Below are 17159 nucleotides of genomic sequence, written 5' to 3' on the forward strand. Positions count from 1 at the left end.
ACCTCCGGCCGGTCGCCGACGTACCGCCGGCGCGCCGCCTGCCGCGACCCGGTGCCGGCCCGGCGCGGCGGGCTGGGACTGGACGCGCCGCTGGAGGGATGCTCGACCGAGCCGTGCAGCCCCGGCCGCCCGGGGTCGTCGCTCGCGTGCCCGCCGCGCGTCACGGGATCGGCCCCGTCACGGTGATCAGCTTCGTCCCGTCCGGGAACGTCGCCTCGACCTGCACCTGGCCCAGCATCTCCGGCACGCCGTCCATGACCTGGTCGCGGGTGAGGACGGTGCGGCCCGCCTCCATCAGCTCGGTGACCGACAGCCCGTCGCGCGCACCCTCCAGCAGATGCGACGTGATGATCGCGGTGGCCTCCGGCAGGTTCAGCCGGACGCCGCGGGCCATGCGCTCCTGGGCCAGCTTCGCGGCGGTGTAGATCATCAGGCGCTCGCGCTCATGCAAGGTCAGCAGCATGGAAGCCCTCCACAGCGATCAGACGCGGACAGCGCCCTCCCTACCCTCGGGCGGGCGCTGCAGGCGGGGCCGTGGAAGGTCGGAGCGGTCAGGGTGTGGAAGGCGCCTCATCCGCGGTGAAGCGGGCGCGCAGGGTCTTGCGGTCGAGCTTGCCGACCGCGGTCTTCGGGATGGCGTCGCTGAAGACGATCCTGCGGGGCTTCTTGTAGGAGGCCACTCGCTCGGTCACGTGCGCGACGAGGCGTTCGCGGAGCTCGTCGTCCGCGGCGGCCCCGGGGGCGAGGACGACGACGGCCGTGACCGCCTCCACCCAGCGTTCGTCGGGGGTGCCGACGACCGCGGCCTCGCGCACCGCCGGGTGCTCCAGCAGGACGTCCTCGACCTCGCGGGGGTAGACGTTGTAGCCGCCGCTGATGATCATGTCGGAGGTCCGGTCCTTGAGGTGCAGGAAGCCGTCGTCGTCCAGGACGCCGACGTCACGGGTGTGGACCCAGCCGTCGCGGAAGGCGTCCGCCGTCAGCTCCGGGGCGTTGAAGTACCCGTCGACGGCCGAGGGGCCGCGCACCACGATCTCGCCCGGCTCGCCCGGCGGGACTTCGCGGCCGTCCTCGTCCAGCAGCCGCAGTTCGATCTCGGCGGCGATCTGCCCGCAGGCGGCGAGCCGGTCGCCGGTGTGGTCCTCGGGACGCAGCACCGCGATGCACAGCGGGAACTCGGTCTGGCCGTAGTACTGCCAGAAGCGGTCCCGGCCCCACACGTCCATGGCGCGCTCGATGACGGGACGCGGCATGGGCGAGGCGCCGTAGATGATCCGGCGCAGCGTGGAGACGTCGGCGGCCGCGAAGTCCGGGTGCTCGACCAGCATCTGGATCATCGTCGGCACCAGGTTGATCGCCGTCGCCCCGTAGCGGGTGATCGCCCGCAGGAACGGCTCCGGCGCGAAGCCGGGCAGGATGACGGTGCGGCCGCCGCGCAGCCACAGCGGCAGCACGAACACCCCGCTCGCGTGGATGAGGCTCGCCGCGTGCAGCATGGCGTCCTCGCGCGTGGCGGGGAAGAGGTTGAGCAGCACGTTCCGGCAGATGCCCGCGTAGGACGCCTGGGTGTGCTGGGCCGCCTTCAAGGTCCCGGTCGTCCCGGACGTGAACAGGGTGAGGATCACGTCGTCGTGGCCGACCTCGACGTCGGGCAGGGTCGCGGGCGCGCTCTTCGCCCGCTCCATGAGAGACGGTTCGCCGTCCAGGCCGGTCTCCAGGCCCAGGAACGTCACGCCGGGCAGCGCGGCGGCCAGTTCGCGGGCCCGGTCGGTCAGGTCGGCGCCGAACACCACGAGTTCGCACCGGGTGTCGGTGAGCATGGTGACGTGCTCGGCCACCGACAGCCGGGCGTTGAGGGGGACGCGGTTGATCCCGCCCTTCACGCAGGCGAAGTCGACCGGGACGCTGAGCATGCCGTTGTTCACCAGGAGTCCGACGCGCCGGCGGTGGCCCGCGCCCTCCCGCGCCAGGGCGTGGGCGAGCCGGTTGCTGAGCTCGTCGACCTGGCCGAACGTCATCTCCTCGTCGCCGAACACCACGGCGGTGCGGCCGGTGTGCTGGCGTGCGCCTCGGACGATCAGTTCACGTGTGGTGGGGCTCATGGTGTGGTCTCCTCTCGGGCGAAACGTCCGTGCCGCCCGGCGCCGTCGACGAAGCGGGCGGCGCCGGCGACGCCCTCGCGCCGGACGATGGGAACGCCGGCGGCGCCCTCGGCGCGCAGTGCCTCGGCGACGGGCAGGTCGAGGCCGGCGTAGGCGGAGGCGCGATCGGCCAGTACGCACTCGAACGGGAAGCCCGCGATCTGGTCGGCCAGCTCCCGCGCGGCGTCGACCGCCTGCCCGGGCTCGACGACCCGGTTGGCGAGGCCCATGGCGAGCGCCTCGTCGGCTTCGACGGGCCGTCCCGTCATGATCAGGTCGAGCGCCCGGCCCAGGCCGACGATCCGCGGCAGGCGGACGGTGCCGCCGTCGATGAGCGGCACGCCCCAGCGGCGGCAGAAGACGCCCAGGATCGCGTCGCGCTCCACGACCCGCAGGTCGGCGAGGAGTGCCAGCTCCAGCCCGCCCGCCACGGCGTACCCGCTGACGGCGGCGATGAGGGGCTTGCCGAGCCTCATCCGGGACGGGCCCATGGGGCCGCTGCCGCCGCCGTCGGGGTCGAGTTCGTTGCCGCGTCCGGGATCCCCCACCGCGGTCAGGTCGGCTCCGGCGCAGAACGTCCCGCCGGTTCCGGCGAGCACCGCCACGCGCTGGCCCGGGTCGGCCTCGAACGCCTCGAACGCCTCGCGCAGCTCGGCGGCCATCGGCCCGTCGACGGCGTTGCGCCGGTCGGGGCGGTCCATCCAGATCGTGGTGGTCGTGCCCGCCACCTCGACACGCACGTCAGCCATCGGCACCTCCCGCGGTCCGCAGAGACACGGCCTACAGTGAAACGACCTCTTCTATTTGTAACACATTGTGGAAATATTTTGCTGGGAGCTGTTACAAGTGCTCGAGCTGACCGCCCGCAGATTCCTGCTGGACCTGGTGACGGCCCGCCCGCGCATCCGGTTCTCGATCGCCACGCTGTGCCTCGCCGGGGAGATCGTGGGGTTGAGCGCGCCGAGCATCCGGATGGCCGCGAAGCGGCTGAACGAGCAGGGCGTGCTGGAGCGCGACGGCCGCGGCGTCTACATCGCGCGGCCCGACCGGCTGCGCGCCTACCCCCACATCGAGCAGTGGGCGACCCGCCACACCACCCGCGTCCCATGGACGGGACGCTGGGCGGCCGTCGAGAACTCCGCCACCGCACGCACCGACCGCGCGGCCCTGCGCCAGCACGACCGGGCCCTGCAGCTCCTGGGATTCCACGCCTGGCGCGGCGCCCTGCACGTCCGCCCCGACAACCTGCGCGGCGGCGTGGACGGGCTGCGCCGGACCCTCACCGGCACCGGCATGGCCCCCGGGGCCGTCGTGTTCGCGATCGACCGCCTCGACCCGGCCACCGACCGGGAACTGCGCGAGCTCTGGGACACCGGCGACCTCATCGCCCGCCTCACCCGGACGGCGGACGAGCTCACCCGGAGCCGCGAACGCCTCGGCGCCCTCAGCCCGGAGGAGTTCGCGCACGAGTCCCTCCTGCTCGGCAGCCGGGCGATCGCCACGATCCTGCACGACCCGCTGCTCCCCGAAGAGCTCTGCGACTCCGGGCCCCACCGCCGGCTGGTCGCGGTGACCACGTCCTACCAGGACACCGCCCAAGCCGTCTGGGGGCGGCTCCTCGGCCTCGACGACGAACCGGACTAGGAGGGGCCCCCGAGCCGGTCAGCCGCCGCGCCGCACGAGGGCCTCCAAGCCGTCGAGCAGGCAGTCCAGGCCGAAGGCGAAATCGTCCTCGGGGGTGTCGTCGCCGGGCTCGGCGAAGATCTTCGACTCGAGGAGCGCGCGTATCTCGGGGAAGCGCCGGTCGTCGGCGGTCAGGGCGGCCAGCAGGTTCCCGTAGTCGATCGCGACCTGCCGGTCGGAGGTTCCGGCGGCCCGGTACGCGCTCTCCAGGTCGGCGATCAGGGTGGACTGGTACCGGACGTAGCCGGTCACCTGCATCAGCACCGACAGCCGGGTGCCGGCGTCCAGGCCCATGCCGCGCATCCGGCGCAGGCCGGCCTCCATCCAGGCCACGTTGTTCGGCATGGCCGGCGGTCCGGTGACCGGGATGCGCAGCGCCCACGGATGGCGGCGGGTGACCTCGCGCAACGCCATCGCGTAGTCCCGCAGCGCCTCGCGCCAGCCGGTCCCGGGGTCCGGCGGCCCCGGCGGCTCGCCCAGCAGCTCGTCCAGGACGAGGGCGAGCAGGTCGTTCTTGGACGCGACATAGCGGTACAGCGCCATCGTCGACGCGCCGGCCTCGCGCGCGACCCGGCTCATCGACAGCGCGTCCAGGCCCTCGGCCGCCCCGACCGCGACGGCGGCCTCGACGATGCCCTTCAGGCTCAGCGTCCGCCTCGGGCCCTTGCCCGGCCGCTCCCGCAGGCCCCAGGCCAGCTCGACGGTCTCCGGCAGCCCGCCCTCGTCGCTCTCGTTCCGCTCGCGCATCGCCTCTCCGGGGTTGACCGCCTCCGCCCTGCTGTGTATACCCTACGCAGTACCGCGTATGCGATACACAGTAACGCGTACGCCATAAGCAGAGAGAGGTTCCATGACCGACGAACCCGCCGTCGACGCGACCGGGCTGCGCAAGTCCTACGGCGCGGTCACGGTCCTGGAGGGGGTCGACGTCCAGGTCGCCGAGGGCAGCGTGTTCGCCCTGCTCGGCCCGAACGGCGCAGGCAAGACCACCACCGTCCGGATCCTGTCCACGCTCACGCCCCCCGACGCCGGAACCGCCCGCGTCGCCGGCTTCGACGTCGTCCGGCAGCGCCGCCGGGTCCGCCGGGCCATCAGCCTGACCGGCCAGCACGCCGCCGTCGACGAACTGCAGACCGGCGAGGAGAACCTGCGCATGATGGGACGGCTCCACCGCCTCCCCCGCGCGCGGGCCCGCGCCCGCGCCGCCGAACTCCTGGAGCGCTTCGACCTCGCCGAGGCCCGCGGCCGCCGCGTCGCCACGTACTCCGGCGGGATGCGCCGCCGCCTCGACCTGGCCGCCGGGCTGGTCGGCACCCCTTCGGTCCTGTTCCTCGATGAACCCACCACCGGGCTGGACCCGCGCAGCAGACGCGCGATGTGGGACGTCGTCACCGGCCTCGCCGACGAGGGCGTCACCGTCCTGCTCACCACCCAGTACCTGGAGGAGGCCGACCGCCTCGCGGACCGGATCGCCCTGCTGGACGCCGGCCGGATCGTCGCCGAAGGAACCGCCGCGCAGCTCAAGAGCCGCATCCCCGGACACCGCCTGGACCTCACCGCCGCCGACCCGGGCGCCTACGACGACCTGCGGCGGGCCCTCGGCGCACGCGCCGACCACCACGACCCCGCCCGGCTCGCCCTCGGCGTCGCCACCGGCGGCTCGGCCGCCGAGATCCGGGCCCTGCTGGACGAGATCGACCCCGGACGCTCCGCCGTCCGCGGCTTCACCGTGAACGAGACCACCCTCGACGACGTGTTCCTGGCCCTCACCGGCCAGGCGGCTCCGGCGGCGCGAGCGACGTCCCGCGAAAGTGAGGCCACCGGTGTCTGAGCTCGCCGTCTGGCCCGTCATGGCCGCCCGCACCCTGCGCCTGACGTTCCGCAACCTCGAAGCGCTGCTGATCACGCTGCTGCTGCCGGTGATGCTGATGCTGCTGTTCGTCTACCTCTTCGGCGGCGCCATCGAGACCGACGCCCCCGAGTACGTCACCTACGCCGTGCCCGGCGTCCTCATCCTGTGCGCCTCGTACGGGGCGTCCATGACGGCCGTGGGCGTGGCCGACGACATGAGCAAGGGGATCATCGACAGGTTCCGCTCCATGGACATCGGCGGCCCGGCCCTGCTGTCGGGGCACGTCACCGCCAGCGCGCTGCGCAACCTCGGCTCCATCACCGCCGTCTTCGCCGTCGCGTTCCTCATCGGCTTCCGCCCGAGCGCCGGCCTGCCCGCCTGGCTCGGCACCGTGGGCGTTCTGCTGGCGTTCATCGTCGCCATATCCGCCCTCTCGGCCGCCGTGGGCCTGCTGGCCCGCTCCCCCGAGGCCGCCAGCGGCTTCACGTTCTTCGTGCTGTTCCTGCCCTACCCCAGCAGCGCGTTCGTCCCGGTGGACACGATGCCGGACTGGCTGCACGGCTTCGCCCGCAACCAGCCCGCCACCCCGGTCATCGAGACCGTCCGCGGGCTGCTGCTCGACCAGCCCGTCGGCACCCGGCCCTGGACGGCCCTGGCCTGGTGCGCCGGCATCCTGGCGGTCTCGGTCGCGCTGTCGGGCATCCTGTTCCGCCGCCGCACCCGCTGACCGCCCGCATGCCCTCGCCTGGGGCGGACCAACGGTGAGTGGAACGGACGCGCGACCGTTGTCAACTCTTCCACTTGAACCGCGCCGGATCCTGGGTGATGGTCGCAGGAGCGGCGTCGTCCGGTACGTGATCCGGCCGTGTCGCGGCGGGGGCACAGCGCCGGCGGAACCGGATCGTGGAAGGGATGCCCCCGATGGCGGCCAAGGAAGTGTTCGGCAGCAGGATCACGTTCGTCGCCGCCGCGATCGGGATGGCCGTGGGCACCGGGAACATATGGCGGTTCCCCCGGGTCGCGGCCGAGTGGGGCGGGGGCGCCTTCCTGGTCGCCCTGGTGGTGGCCAACCTGGTGTGGGCGATCCCGATCCTGATGGCCGAATCCTTCATGGGCTCCAAGAGCAGGCTCGGCACGGTGGGCGCCTTCCGCGACTTCATGGGCCGCAGGTTCGCCTGGATGGGCGCCTACATGGGGTTCGTCACCGTCGGCATCCTGTTCTACTACTCGGTGGTGTGCGGGTGGACGCTGCGCTACCTGCTCTACTCGCTCACCGGAACCTTCGACGAAGGGCGCGACACCCAAGCGCTGTGGGACGAGTTCACCTCCACCCCCTGGCAGACGATCCTGTTCCACCTGCTGGCCATCGGGCTGGTGGGCGCCGTCGTGGCCCGCGGACTCAAACGCGGCTACGAGCAGATCCTCAAGTGGGCCATCCCGGCGCTGTTCGTGATCCTGCTCGTGCTGGCGGTCCAGGCGCTGACGCTGGACGGCGCGGAGGAGGGACTGCGGCACCTCTTCGTGCCCGAGTGGGACCGGCTCGGCGACGCCCAGCTCTGGCTCCAGGCGTTCACCCAGATGGCGTTCTCCACCGGTGCCGGGTGGGGCCTCTACCTGACCTACGCGGTCTACATGCGGCGGCGGGAGGACTTCGGGCTCAACGCCACGGTGGTCTGCGCGGGGAACCTGCTCGCCTCCCTGTTCGCCGGCACCGCCGTGATCGGCGCGCTGTACGCCCTGGGCGAGCCGCAGCAGATCGCCGCCGCCACCGCGGGCAACGAGGGCCTGGCGTTCGTCTTCTTCCCCCAGCTGTTCGCCGAGATGCCCGGCGGCGCCTTCTTCGGGGTGCTGTTCTTCCTGGCGCTCGTCATGGCGGGGCTCTCCAGCCTGATCGCGATGGCGGAGCTGGCCGCCCGCAACGTCATGGACGCCGGTGTGACCCGCACGCGCGCGGTCGGGCTGGTCGTCGGGGTCACCGCCGTCGCCGGCATCCCCTCGGCCCTCAGCCTGGACTTCTTCGCCAACCAGGACTTCGTGTGGGGGGTCGCGCTGCTGATCAGCGGCCTGCTGGCGGCGATCGCGATGATGAAGTACGGGCTGGAGCGGGCGCGGGCGGCGATGGACGCCGACAGCGACTTCCGCATCCGGGCCTGGTGGCCGTGGCTGATCCGGCTGTTCCCCGCGATGTTCGCGTTCGTGATCGGCTGGTGGGTCTACCGGGCGATCGACGAGTTCGCACCCGACGACTGGTGGAACCCCTTCGCGACGTTCAGCGTCGCCACGCTGGTGCTGCAGTGGACCCTGCTGTTCGTCGTCCTGTACGCGCTGAACAACGTCCTCGCCGACCGGATCGGCGGCGGGCCGATGACCGCCCCCGCGCCCGCCGGCGCCGCGCCCGTTGAGGCGGCCGAGGGCGGCGATGGGAAGACCTCCTAGTTCCGACCGGTGAGAAGGGAGAACCCGTGGACGCCGAAGTCCTGGTGTGGACCATCGTGTTCATCGGCGGCGACGTGCTGGTGCTGATCCTGCTGCTTTTCTGGGCCGTCAAGAAGGACCGGGAGAAGCGCGCCGGGAGCGCATGATTACCGAAGGTTTAGGGGCCGGGCCGATTGGCCTGGACGGCCGCCGGTAGGTACGTTCCGTGGTCGCCGAGCGGATGGCCGGGCTGCTCAGCCGGATCAGGGAACAGGCCGCGCCGTTCTACGGGCTCGCGGCCGCCCTCGGGATCGGCCTGCCCCTGCTGCTCGGCGTCGTGACCGGGCAGATGGACCGGGCGACGCTCGCGGGCATCGGCGCCTTCCTGCTCGCCTTCACCGCGCCCAGCGGCCCCTACGGGGCCCGTGCCCGGTCACTGGCCGTGTCCATCGCGGTCATCGCCGCGGGCGGTGCGCTCGGCGGGCTGCTGGCGGGCCACCGCTGGGCGACCGTCGCGGTGATCGCGGCGGTCGTCCCGGCGGCCGTGTCGGTGTCCTGGATGAGGCCGACCGCGGTGATGGCCGTCCTGCTCACCGCGGTCCGCCCGCCGCCCGGACACCCCCTGGAGAACGCGCTTTTCATGGCGCTGGGCGGGCTGTGGCTGGCGCTGCTCCTCCTGATCCCCTGGCCCGCCCGGCGGCTGCGTCCGCTCAGGGAGGCGCTGGGCGGGGCCGCCGGCGCGATCGCGGCGCTGCTCGACGTCGTGGCCGGCGAACTGGAGAACCCCGCCCGGACGGACGCGGATCAGGCCGCGGACACCACCCGATGGGACCGCTGCCACAAGCAGGCGGTCGCGGCCGTGCGGGACGCGGCGACCACCCACCGCCTCTACCGGAGCGGAGGCGAGGAAGAGCGGCGCGGTACCCAGCCACAGCAGCTCATCGACACCTTCTACCGCATGATCCGGACGACCGTCGGCCTGCACGAACAGATCCAGTCGCTGACCGCGCACCCGCCCATGCCCGGGACGACCCCGGATCCGTGGCGATCCGGCGCGCATGAGGCGGTCGCCGCGCTGGCGGACCGGGCACGGCTGCTCTCCGAGACCCTGGCGGGTGCCCGCCCTGCAGGCGCGGGCGGTGAACCGCCGATACAGGCCGAACCCTTCACCGGCGCCGGGGCCGTGCGGGACGGGCACCGAGACCGGGAGGGGCTGATCCACGCGGCGATCGCCGGTCAGATCAGCCGGTCGATCGACCGGCTCGACAGCATCCTGAGATCGGCCCGGCACATCCTGGGCGACGGGCTGCGGACGGGTCTCCCGGCGCACCGGCCGAGGCCCCCGCCGGCCGTCGACCCGGCCGGCGTCGCGGCCGCGCTCGTCCGGGCCGTGCGGGACAGGTCGCCGCTGTTCCGGCACGCCACGCGTGTCGCCGTCCTGGTCACCGCGGCGATGTCGATCTCCACGGCCCTGCGGCTCACGCACGGGCAATGGCTGCCGGTGACGGTCCTGCTCAGCCTCCGCGACACCTACGGGCAGACGATGTCGCGGGTCGGGCAGCGGGTCGCCGGCGGGGTGGCGGGCAGCGCGATCGCCGCGGTCGTGCTGGCGCTGGCGCCCAGCCGGCCGCACATCGTCCTGCTCATGACGGTGTTCGCCGCCGCGGGTTTCGGGCTCCGGTCGATGAGCTACACGTTCTGGTCGGTGTGCAGCACACCGCTGCTCATGATGCTGATGGACCTCACCCGCCTGTCGGACTGGGACGCGGCGCTGCAGCGCATCGCCATGGTCGCGGCCGGCGGCGGGATCGCGGTGGTTGGAGCGCGGGTCCTGTGGCCGAGGGCCGCCGGACAGCAGATCCCCGCCCGCACCGCCGAACTGCTGTCGGCGAACGCGGAACTGACCCGCGCCGCCGCGTCCGTGGTGGACGGCCAGACGGCGCACCTGCCGGGCGACAGGCTCGCCGCCGCCGACGCCGCAGTCAACAACGTCGCGGACCTGCGGAGCCGGCTGGAGAACGAGCCGTCCCACGATCCCGGCAGGGCCGACCGGCTGGACCGGCTGGACACGGTCGTCCGGGCGTCGCGCCACCTCCGCGACCGTCTGATCGCGGTGGCGGACACGTCCAGGGAGAACTTCGGCGAGGACGACCCCATCGCCCGCATCCTGGACCGTGTCGCCGACGGCATCGAACGCGCCGCCGTGTCGGACGACGCCGCACCGGGTGACTCCGGACCGGCCGGCCGGCTCGACCTGACCGACCAGTTCGCCGCGCTGGACGTACAGATCACGTCACTGACCCGCGACGGCCGCGGGGAGGACGGGCTCACGGACGAGAGACTGCGCCGGCTCGCCCCCGCCCCCCACACGCTCGGCGCGCTGGTCGACGACGCCAACGAGCTGATCAGCGCGGCGGGCCTCGTCAGGTGAGGTGTTCGAAGAGTGCGTAGAAGGCGAGGAACACGCCGAATCCCAGCAGCAGCGTGCCGATGACGTTGACGGCGGCCTTGCCGTACGCACCGTCCTGGAACAGGTGGACGGTGTCGAGTTCGAAGGTGCTGAACGTGGTCAGCGCACCGGCCAGGCCGGTCCCCATCAGGGCCTCGACGTAGGTTCCGCTTCCGGCCCCGTGAAAGGTGCCCAGGACGGCGGTGCCCAGCATGTTGACGCCGAAGGTGCCCCACGGGAAGGACTTGCCCGCGGCGGCCTTGATGTAGCCGTCCACGACGTAGCGGGTGACGGCTCCCACGGCACCGCCGGCAAGGACCAGGACCACCACCACGAGCGTCGTCATGTCGTCTCCTGGGAGCCGTGGCGCGGGATTCGCCGCCCGAGCACCAGGCCTACGGCGATCGCGACCCAGCCGAGCACCACGCTGGCCACCGCGTAGCCGATGCCCAGGCCCGCCTTGTCGTTGTCACCGAGCACGTGGACGTCGTCGATCAGGTGCGAGAACGTGGTGAAGCCGCCCAGGTAGCCCGTCACGGCGAGCGGCCGCACATAAGCGTGCGGACGGCCGCTCAGCAGGTACGAGGTCAGGACGCCCATGGCGAGGCAGCCGAGCATGTTGATGGTGAAGGTGTCCCACGGGAACCCCGTCATCGATGTCGGAATCGCCTTGCCCAGCGCGTACCGGGCGAGCGCGCCGAGCGCGCCCCCGGCCGCGACCTCCGCGATGACCCGGGCTTTCAATCCGGGCGGAGGAGCCTTGCCCCGGTGCGGATGGAGCGCGACGGCTTCGGCCCGCTCCCGATGGTGCAGGCGGCCTTTCAGCGGTTCCTTCATGGTTCCACGGGCCGTCCGCACCGGCCCGGCGCGGGGACGCCGATCAGCAGCCGGCGGACGGCGTCCCACGTCCGGTGGAACGCGGCCTCCACTTCAGGGGAGCGGTCGCCGAGGATCCGGGCCCACGCTCCGCAGTCGCCGGGAAGCACGCTCGCGCCGCCGCGCAGGCCCGTCGCGCCGATCGTCTCGTGCATGGCGTCGGCCACCTCACCCGCGGGCCTCGCCCGGGTGACGACGTACAAGGACGCCATGAGCCCGTGGTCGCCCATCACCGCGGGGCCGGTCACCTCGTATTCGTCCGGGACGAGCCTGACCGGGTCCGCGAACAGCAGCCCGCCCTGCGGGTCCTGGACCTCAAGGTCCGTGCAGTACGCGGTGTAGGCGTGCCATTCGTCCCGCGCCAGCCGTCCCGCCATCAGCCTCTCGCCCATGACCACGGTCGCGTCCGGGGCGACGGTGACGTTCATCCGCTGGTAGAACCGCGAGTCCTCGAACGGGATCGTGGTCTCGGGCAGGTACTCGACATAGCTGCCCGGCGCGGCGCTCAGCTCGACGATCTGGGTGGCGTAGTCGTGTTCCATCCGGTACAGCCGCGTCGCGGTCTGGGTGGTGAAATGCACGGACGTGCCGGGCCCGCAGTCGAGCCCGACGTGGTACCGGTCCCCCTGGAGGACGCCGCCCCCGGACGACATGAACATCACGTACGGCATGCCGGGCCGGCCCACGTCCGGGTAGAGCGGGCGGGTGATGTGCAGGGGCGCCTTCTGGAAGTGGCCGGTCAGCTCGGTCCGGCCGCCGGCCACCGCGAAACCCAGCTCCAGCACCCCCGTCTTGCCCGGTGCGCCGACCGGGAGTGTGTCGGGGACGGCGGCGTGCCGCGCCACCTCGGCGGGCAGCCAGCCCGGGGTGAAGCGCTCCACCGCCGTCCGGACGAGGCCCGGCGGCGTCCCCGTCACCGCCGCCCCGGGCGCCGCCTCCGACTCCGGCTCCGCCTCCGACGAGGTCATCACGCCGGTGAGCACATCGCCTCCCTGCGTCCGAGGACGAAGTCCGCGACCTCGGTGACGCCCGTCCCGGTGAGGCAGTCGGTCAGGACGACCGGTCCCGTCCCGCGCACCATGCGGGCGTCCCGCTCCATCACCGACAGGTCGGTGCGCACATAGGGCGCAATGTCGATCTTGTTGATGACCAGCAGGTCGGAGTCGGTGGTGCCCGGCCCGCGTTTGCGGGGCATCTTCTCCCCCTCGGCGGTGTCCAGAACGAACACGTACACGTCGGCCAGCGCCGGGCTGAAGGTGAGCGTCAGGTTGTCGCCGCCGCTCTCGAACAGCAGCACGTCGATGTCGGGGAAGCGGTCGAGCATCTCGGCCGCCGCCGCGAGGTTCATCGTGGGGTCGTCGCGGACCGCGGTGTGCGGGCACGCCCCGGTCTCGACGCCGACGACGCGCTCGGCGTCCAGTGTCCCGGCCAGCGTCTGGCGGACGTGCTCGGCGTCCTCCTGCGTGTAGATGTCGTTGGTGATGACGCCCGGACGCTGCCCCCGCTCCACCAGCATGGGCACCAGGGCCTCGATGAGGGCCGTCTTCCCCGACCCCACCGGCCCGCCGACACCGATCTTGAATACCTGCTCCAGCTCCATGCGCTTTCCCTCCGGATGTTGATCGGGTCAGGTGATGAACAGGCGGGCCTCGGCCCGCTCGTGCACGGCCGAGACCGCGTCCGCCGCCGGGACCGTGGAGTGCAGGTCCCGCGGGTCCCGGGCGGCCAGCGCCACGCCGGCCGCCCGGACGAGGTCCGGCCTGATCTCGCGCAGCAGCGCCTGCGCCCGCCGGAAGTCGATCCGGCCGAGCCGCACCGACGCCGCGGCGCAACTCGCCGCGAAGGCGTACAGGTCGCCCGCCACGGCGTGCTCGACGGGCACCCCCAGCCCGGCGTGCACGGCCCCGACGACGACCCCGTGGTTGCCGGGCGTCGTCCGGTCGGCGACGAGCCGCGCGAGCCGGGCCGCCGGGGCCGAGGCGAACGCGGGTCCGGCCGAGTCCAGGACCTGCCGGCCGGTGCGCACCGAGGCCGTCCGCTGCTCCCGGTTGAGCTTGATCGCGTGCAGCCTGCGGTCGGTCTCCAGCAGCCGGTCCCAGTCGTCCGCGGTCACCGCCCGGTGCGCCAGCACCAGCGCCGCCGCGTCGGACGTGCCCGCGGCCCGCACCAGGTCCGACACCAGGACGGGCAGGTCTTCGGCGCCCGCGAGGCGGAGCTGGACGTGCCCCTCCAGCCCGTGCGACAGGGTGTAGAGCCCGCTCGGAAAACCGGAGTCGGTGAGCTGGAGGTGCGCCAGCAGCGATTCCAGTCCCCCGGTCTCCGGCGGCGGGGACGTCGCGAGGCGCGTGCCGGCGCCCTCCGTCGTGCGATGCGTCATGCGATGTAGTGCAGCCGGTTCAGCGGCAGCTTGCTCGCCGGCTTGATGGAGACCGGATCGCCGTCGACGGTGACCCGGTAGGTCTCCGGGTCGACCCTGACGTCGGCCACCGTCGAGTTGTACTTCATGTGCCGCTTGTCGACGGTGCGGCACTGCCGCACCGGCCGGACGATCCGCTCCAGTTCGAGCTTCTCGGGCACGTTGTCGGAGATCGCCGCGTCCGACATGAACGTCACGCACGTCTTCTGCAGCGCCTTGCCGAACCCCCCGAACGTGGGCCGCATGTAGACGGGCTGCGGGGTCGGCAGTGAGGCGTTCGGGTCGCCCATCTGCGCCCAGCTGATCAGCCCGCCCTTGACGACCATGAACGGCTTGGCCCCGAACGCGCGGACCGGCCACAGCACGATGTCGGCGAGCTTGCCGTCCTCCAGCGACCCGATCTCCCCGGACATCCCGCAGGTGCGGGCCGGGTTGATGGTGACCTTGGAGATGAAGCGCAGGACGCGGTGGTTGTCGTTGCGCGAGGAGTCCTCGGGCAGCGGGCCGCGCTGGTCCTTGCAGTGGTGGGCGATCTGGAAGGCGCGGGTGACCGACTCGCCGACCCGCCCCATGGCCTGCGAGTCCGAGCTGATGATGCTGATGATCCCGAGGTCGTGCAGCACCGTCTCCGCCGCGATGGTCTCCGCGCGGACGCGGCTCTCGGCGAACGACACGTCCTCGGGGACGTCGTAGCTGAGGTGGTGGCAGACCATGGTCATGTCCAGCAGCTCGTCGACCGAGTTCACCGTGTACGGCAGCGTCGGGTTCGTCGACGCCGGCAGGACGTTCGGCTCCGAGGTGATCTGCAGGATGTCGGGGGCGTGACCGCCGCCGGCGCCCTCCGAGTGGTAGGTGTGGATCGCCCGGCCGTTGATCGCGCTGATCGTGTCCTCCACGAACCCCGCCTCGTTCAGCGTGTCGGTGTGGATGGAGACCTGGACGTCGTGGTCGTCGGCGACCCGCAGGGCGCAGTCGATGACCGCGGGCGTCGTGCCCCAGTCCTCGTGCACCTTCAGCCCGCACGCTCCCGCGCGCAGTTGCTCGTCCAGCGGCCCGGGAAGGCTGCCGTTGCCCTTGCCGTAGACGGCGATGTTGATCGGGATGTCCTCGTACGCCTGCAGGATGCGGGAGATGTTCCACGGCCCCGGCGTGCAGGTGGTGCCGCGGGTTCCGTCCGCCGGCCCCGTGCCGCCCCCGAGGAGGGTGGTGATGCCGTTGCTCAGCGCGTGCTGCGCCTGCTGCGGGGCGACGAAGTGGACGTGGCTGTCGATCGCGCCCGGGGTGGCGATGAGGTTCTCCCCGGAGATCACCTCGGTGCCCGGTCCGATGATCAGCCGCCGGTCCACGCCGTTCTGGGTGTGCGGGTTGCCGGACTTGCCGACCCCGGCGATCCGCCCGTCCTTGATCCCGATATCGCCCTTGACGACGCCCAGCATCGGATCGATGATCACGGCGTTGGTGATGACGGTGTCCAGTGTCGTGGTCGCGTTCAGCGAGGCCGGATCCGCGGACATGCCGTCCCGTGCCGTCTTGCCGCCGCCGTACTGGCTCTCGTCCCCGTAGTGGCCCTCGTTGTAGTCCTTCTCCACTTCCACGATCAGGTTCGTGTCGCCCAGATGGATTCGGTCGCCCACAGTAGGCCCGTACATGCCCGCGTACTGCTGGCGCGACATCGTCGTCGTCATCGCCGTCATCCCTTCCTTGAGCGGGACGAGCCCGCACGCGTACGCTTTTCCCGCTTCGATGCGGCCCGGTGCCCGTTGCCGGACCCGTCCGGCCGGCCGTCGTGGTCGTCGAGGTAGCCCCACTCGTGCATCCGGGCGAACGCCTGCTCGCGCGCGGCGCGGGACCGGACGCTCCCGTTGAGCAGGCCGCCGAACCCGACGATGCGCATCCCGCCGCCGTACTCGACGAGGCCCACCTCCTTGGTGTCGCCGGCCTCGAACCGGACGGCGGTGCCGGCCGGGATGTCGAGCCGCATGCCGAACGCCTTCTCGCGATCGAAGCTCAGCGCCCGGTTGACCTCGAAGAAATGAAAATGGGAGCCGGTCTGCACCGCGCGGTCACCCGTGTTGTGCACGGTCAGCGTCTCTCTGCGCTGCCCCGCGTTGAGCTCGATCGAACCTTCTCCGAAGATGTAGATGTCATCCGCCATGAGCGGTCGCCCCCTCCAGGCTTCTTTGGGTCGTTTCAGGAAAAGCGTCGTGCCGGTGCCGCTCGTGTCCCCCGCCATGCGTGTGGGCGTGGGAGTGGTGATGCGTGTGGGCGTGGTGCGCGGCCGCGGCGAGGCCGTCGTCGCCGTCCCGGTCCCACCGCCGCTCCGCCTCGGCCGCGCGTGCGCGGATCAATGCCGTGAGCGCCGCAGGCCCCAGCAGCGGGCCCGCGGAGGGAACCGTCCCCGGACACGGCGGCGGAGGGACGAGCGAGGCGGGCACCAGCGCCACCTCGCCGGCTCCCAGGCGGTGGCAGCGCTCGACGCCCTCGGCCACCCCGGGCTCGCCACCGGTCAGGGCGACCTCCACCCAGCGCACCGGCAGATACCGCCACACCAGCCTCGCCACCTTGAACAGCTCGGCGTCCGCTTCCGGGTCGGCCGCGGGCGCCACGAGCAGCACCGCCCCCGTGAACTCCCCGCCGCGCAGGACGCGCGTGACCGCCGCCCGTATCCACCCGACCAGGTGCGTCACGGTGCCGAGCGGCTCGGCGAGCAGCAGGTCGCCGGGCAGCCTGTCGCGCGCCGCCCAGGCGAGCGTCTGCCCCGCGGACGTCGCGAGGCCGGGGTCGCGGCCCAGCGTCATCGGCACGGCGACGGCGCGCGGCCGGTCCCGCAGCGCGGTCCTCAACGCCCGCCCCGGGCCATGCACTTCGCCCGGCAACCCGCCCGGCGAATCGGCCGGCGCCTCACCCGCGGTGGCGATGCTCTCGTGTCCGCCGACCGGCAGCACCGCCCGGCGGGCGGCGGGCGGTGCGGTCACTTGCCGCCGCCGACGGGGTCATGGCAGGAGACCAGCTTGGTGCCGTCGTCGAACGCGGCCTCGACCTGGATGAGGCTCAGCATCCCGCGCACCCCGGGCATCACGTCGTCCGGCCCGACCACTCGCTTGCCGAGCTCCATGCAGTCGGCGACGGTCTTCCCGTCCCGCGCCGCCTCCACGATGGCGGAGCTGATCAGCGCCACCGTCTCGCCGTGGTTCAGCTTGAGTCCGCGGTCCTTGCGTTTCTCGGCCATCTCCGCGACGACGAAGATGAGCAGCTTGTCGATCTCTCGTGGTGACAGGTTCATCTAGGGTCCTTTCTGCCCCGGCACCGCCGGGACGTGGACGGCGG

At 72.4% G+C, this 17159-nt stretch carries 17 protein-coding genes and 1 pseudogene; 5 read left to right on the plus strand and 13 right to left on the minus strand.

All coding sequences use genetic code 11. The features are described 5' to 3' along the window. Positions 1-160: 160 nt before the first annotated feature. The 3 genes from AB0C35_RS02900 to AB0C35_RS02910 form a co-directional block, all read right to left on the minus strand. Complete coding sequence (locus AB0C35_RS02900) at positions 161-463, minus strand: urease subunit gamma (RefSeq protein WP_358449743.1); 303 nt, start codon at positions 461-463, stop codon at positions 161-163. 88 nt (positions 464-551) lie between these two features. After that, positions 552-2102, minus strand: a complete 1551-nt coding sequence (locus AB0C35_RS02905; protein ID WP_358449745.1) for an AMP-binding protein — start codon at positions 2100-2102, stop codon at positions 552-554. Further along, positions 2099-2890: a crotonase/enoyl-CoA hydratase family protein gene (locus AB0C35_RS02910; protein ID WP_358449747.1), complete on the minus strand. Its 792-nt coding sequence runs from the start codon at positions 2888-2890 to the stop codon at positions 2099-2101. The genes AB0C35_RS02905 and AB0C35_RS02910 overlap by 4 nt, the downstream gene beginning before the upstream one ends. A gap of 97 nt (positions 2891-2987) precedes the next feature. On the opposite strand from AB0C35_RS02910, the gene AB0C35_RS02915 reads away from it, so the two are divergent. After that, positions 2988-3785, plus strand: coding sequence for a hypothetical protein (locus AB0C35_RS02915; RefSeq protein ID WP_358449749.1), 798 nt, complete (start codon positions 2988-2990; stop codon positions 3783-3785). 18 nt (positions 3786-3803) lie between these two features. Here AB0C35_RS02915 and AB0C35_RS02920 read toward each other — a convergent pair whose 3' ends face one another. Beyond that, on the minus strand, positions 3804-4571 hold the full coding sequence (locus tag AB0C35_RS02920) for a TetR/AcrR family transcriptional regulator C-terminal domain-containing protein (RefSeq protein WP_358449751.1): 768 nt from the start codon (positions 4569-4571) through the stop codon (positions 3804-3806). Between the two features lie 103 nt (positions 4572-4674). Between AB0C35_RS02920 and AB0C35_RS02925 the strand changes: the two genes are divergently transcribed. From AB0C35_RS02925 to AB0C35_RS02940, 4 genes are all read left to right on the plus strand, one after another. Then, positions 4675-5655, plus strand: coding sequence for an ATP-binding cassette domain-containing protein (locus AB0C35_RS02925; protein ID WP_358449753.1), 981 nt, complete (start codon positions 4675-4677; stop codon positions 5653-5655). Next, entirely contained in the window at positions 5648-6403 is a 756-nt protein-coding gene (locus AB0C35_RS02930; RefSeq protein WP_358449755.1) for an ABC transporter permease, read from the plus strand. Before AB0C35_RS02925 ends, AB0C35_RS02930 begins: the two co-directional genes overlap by 8 nt. A 194-nt stretch (positions 6404-6597) precedes the next feature. Then, the gene (locus AB0C35_RS02935) at positions 6598-8112 is read left to right on the plus strand and encodes a sodium-dependent transporter (protein WP_358449757.1); all 1515 of its coding nucleotides are present in this window, start codon (positions 6598-6600) and stop codon (positions 8110-8112) included. A gap of 205 nt (positions 8113-8317) precedes the next feature. Continuing rightward, positions 8318-10522, plus strand: a complete 2205-nt coding sequence (locus AB0C35_RS02940) for an FUSC family protein (protein ID WP_358449759.1) — start codon at positions 8318-8320, stop codon at positions 10520-10522. Here the strand turns inward: AB0C35_RS02940 and AB0C35_RS02945 are convergent. From AB0C35_RS02945 to AB0C35_RS02985, 9 genes and pseudogenes are all read right to left on the minus strand, one after another. After that, positions 10515-10886, minus strand: a complete 372-nt coding sequence (locus AB0C35_RS02945) for a CrcB family protein (protein ID WP_358449761.1) — start codon at positions 10884-10886, stop codon at positions 10515-10517. The genes AB0C35_RS02940 and AB0C35_RS02945 overlap by 8 nt on opposite strands. After that, positions 10883-11377: a CrcB family protein gene (locus AB0C35_RS02950; RefSeq protein ID WP_358449763.1), complete on the minus strand. Its 495-nt coding sequence runs from the start codon at positions 11375-11377 to the stop codon at positions 10883-10885. Before AB0C35_RS02950 ends, AB0C35_RS02945 begins: the two co-directional genes overlap by 4 nt. Next, positions 11374-12399, minus strand: a complete 1026-nt coding sequence (locus AB0C35_RS02955; RefSeq protein WP_358449765.1) for an urease accessory protein UreD — start codon at positions 12397-12399, stop codon at positions 11374-11376. Before AB0C35_RS02955 ends, AB0C35_RS02950 begins: the two co-directional genes overlap by 4 nt. Then, the gene (gene ureG / locus AB0C35_RS02960) at positions 12384-13016 is read right to left on the minus strand and encodes an urease accessory protein UreG (protein ID WP_358449767.1); all 633 of its coding nucleotides are present in this window, start codon (positions 13014-13016) and stop codon (positions 12384-12386) included. The genes AB0C35_RS02955 and ureG overlap by 16 nt, the downstream gene beginning before the upstream one ends. Before the next feature lie 27 nt (positions 13017-13043). Continuing rightward, positions 13044-13793 carry an urease accessory UreF family protein gene (locus tag AB0C35_RS02965; RefSeq protein WP_358449769.1) on the minus strand — a complete coding sequence of 250 codons (750 nt, stop codon included), beginning with the start codon at positions 13791-13793 and terminating at the stop codon, positions 13044-13046. Next, the gene (gene ureC / locus AB0C35_RS02970) at positions 13790-15517 is read right to left on the minus strand and encodes an urease subunit alpha (protein ID WP_358449771.1); all 1728 of its coding nucleotides are present in this window, start codon (positions 15515-15517) and stop codon (positions 13790-13792) included. Before ureC ends, AB0C35_RS02965 begins: the two co-directional genes overlap by 4 nt. A gap of 167 nt (positions 15518-15684) precedes the next feature. Continuing rightward, positions 15685-15987 (minus strand): annotated as a pseudogene (ureB, locus tag AB0C35_RS02975) (urease subunit beta); the annotation flags it as partial. Next, positions 15977-16807 carry a hypothetical protein gene (locus AB0C35_RS02980; protein ID WP_358449773.1) on the minus strand — a complete coding sequence of 277 codons (831 nt, stop codon included), beginning with the start codon at positions 16805-16807 and terminating at the stop codon, positions 15977-15979. The gene AB0C35_RS02980 and the pseudogene ureB, both read right to left, overlap by 11 nt. Continuing rightward, positions 16804-17115: an urease subunit gamma gene (locus AB0C35_RS02985; protein WP_358449775.1), complete on the minus strand. Its 312-nt coding sequence runs from the start codon at positions 17113-17115 to the stop codon at positions 16804-16806. The genes AB0C35_RS02980 and AB0C35_RS02985 overlap by 4 nt, the downstream gene beginning before the upstream one ends. Positions 17116-17159 lie beyond the last annotated feature (44 nt).

Origin of the sequence: Spirillospora sp. NPDC048819 (assembly GCF_040650055.1) — a bacterium.
In the GTDB taxonomy this organism is placed as follows: domain Bacteria; phylum Actinomycetota; class Actinomycetes; order Streptosporangiales; family Streptosporangiaceae; genus Spirillospora.

What these genes read in the sequence shown, in the direction of transcription:
- AB0C35_RS02900 (WP_358449743.1), bottom strand. Translation starts at nt 463, where the DNA reads ATGCTGCTGACCTTGCATGAGCGCGAGCGCCTGATGATCTACACCGCC.
- AB0C35_RS02905 (WP_358449745.1), bottom strand. Translation starts at nt 2,102, where the DNA reads ATGAGCCCCACCACACGTGAACTGATCGTCCGAGGCGCACGCCAGCAC.
- AB0C35_RS02910 (WP_358449747.1), bottom strand. Translation starts at nt 2,890, where the DNA reads ATGGCTGACGTGCGTGTCGAGGTGGCGGGCACGACCACCACGATCTGG.
- AB0C35_RS02920 (WP_358449751.1), bottom strand. Translation starts at nt 4,571, where the DNA reads ATGCGCGAGCGGAACGAGAGCGACGAGGGCGGGCTGCCGGAGACCGTC.
- AB0C35_RS02925 (WP_358449753.1), top strand. Translation starts at nt 4,675, where the DNA reads ATGACCGACGAACCCGCCGTCGACGCGACCGGGCTGCGCAAGTCCTAC.
- AB0C35_RS02935 (WP_358449757.1), top strand. Translation starts at nt 6,598, where the DNA reads ATGGCGGCCAAGGAAGTGTTCGGCAGCAGGATCACGTTCGTCGCCGCC.
- AB0C35_RS02945 (WP_358449761.1), bottom strand. Translation starts at nt 10,886, where the DNA reads ATGACGACGCTCGTGGTGGTGGTCCTGGTCCTTGCCGGCGGTGCCGTG.
- AB0C35_RS02950 (WP_358449763.1), bottom strand. Translation starts at nt 11,377, where the DNA reads ATGAAGGAACCGCTGAAAGGCCGCCTGCACCATCGGGAGCGGGCCGAA.
- ureG (WP_358449767.1), bottom strand. Translation starts at nt 13,016, where the DNA reads ATGGAGCTGGAGCAGGTATTCAAGATCGGTGTCGGCGGGCCGGTGGGG.
- AB0C35_RS02965 (WP_358449769.1), bottom strand. Translation starts at nt 13,793, where the DNA reads ATGACGCATCGCACGACGGAGGGCGCCGGCACGCGCCTCGCGACGTCC.
- ureC (WP_358449771.1), bottom strand. Translation starts at nt 15,517, where the DNA reads ATGACGACGACGATGTCGCGCCAGCAGTACGCGGGCATGTACGGGCCT.
- AB0C35_RS02985 (WP_358449775.1), bottom strand. Translation starts at nt 17,115, where the DNA reads ATGAACCTGTCACCACGAGAGATCGACAAGCTGCTCATCTTCGTCGTC.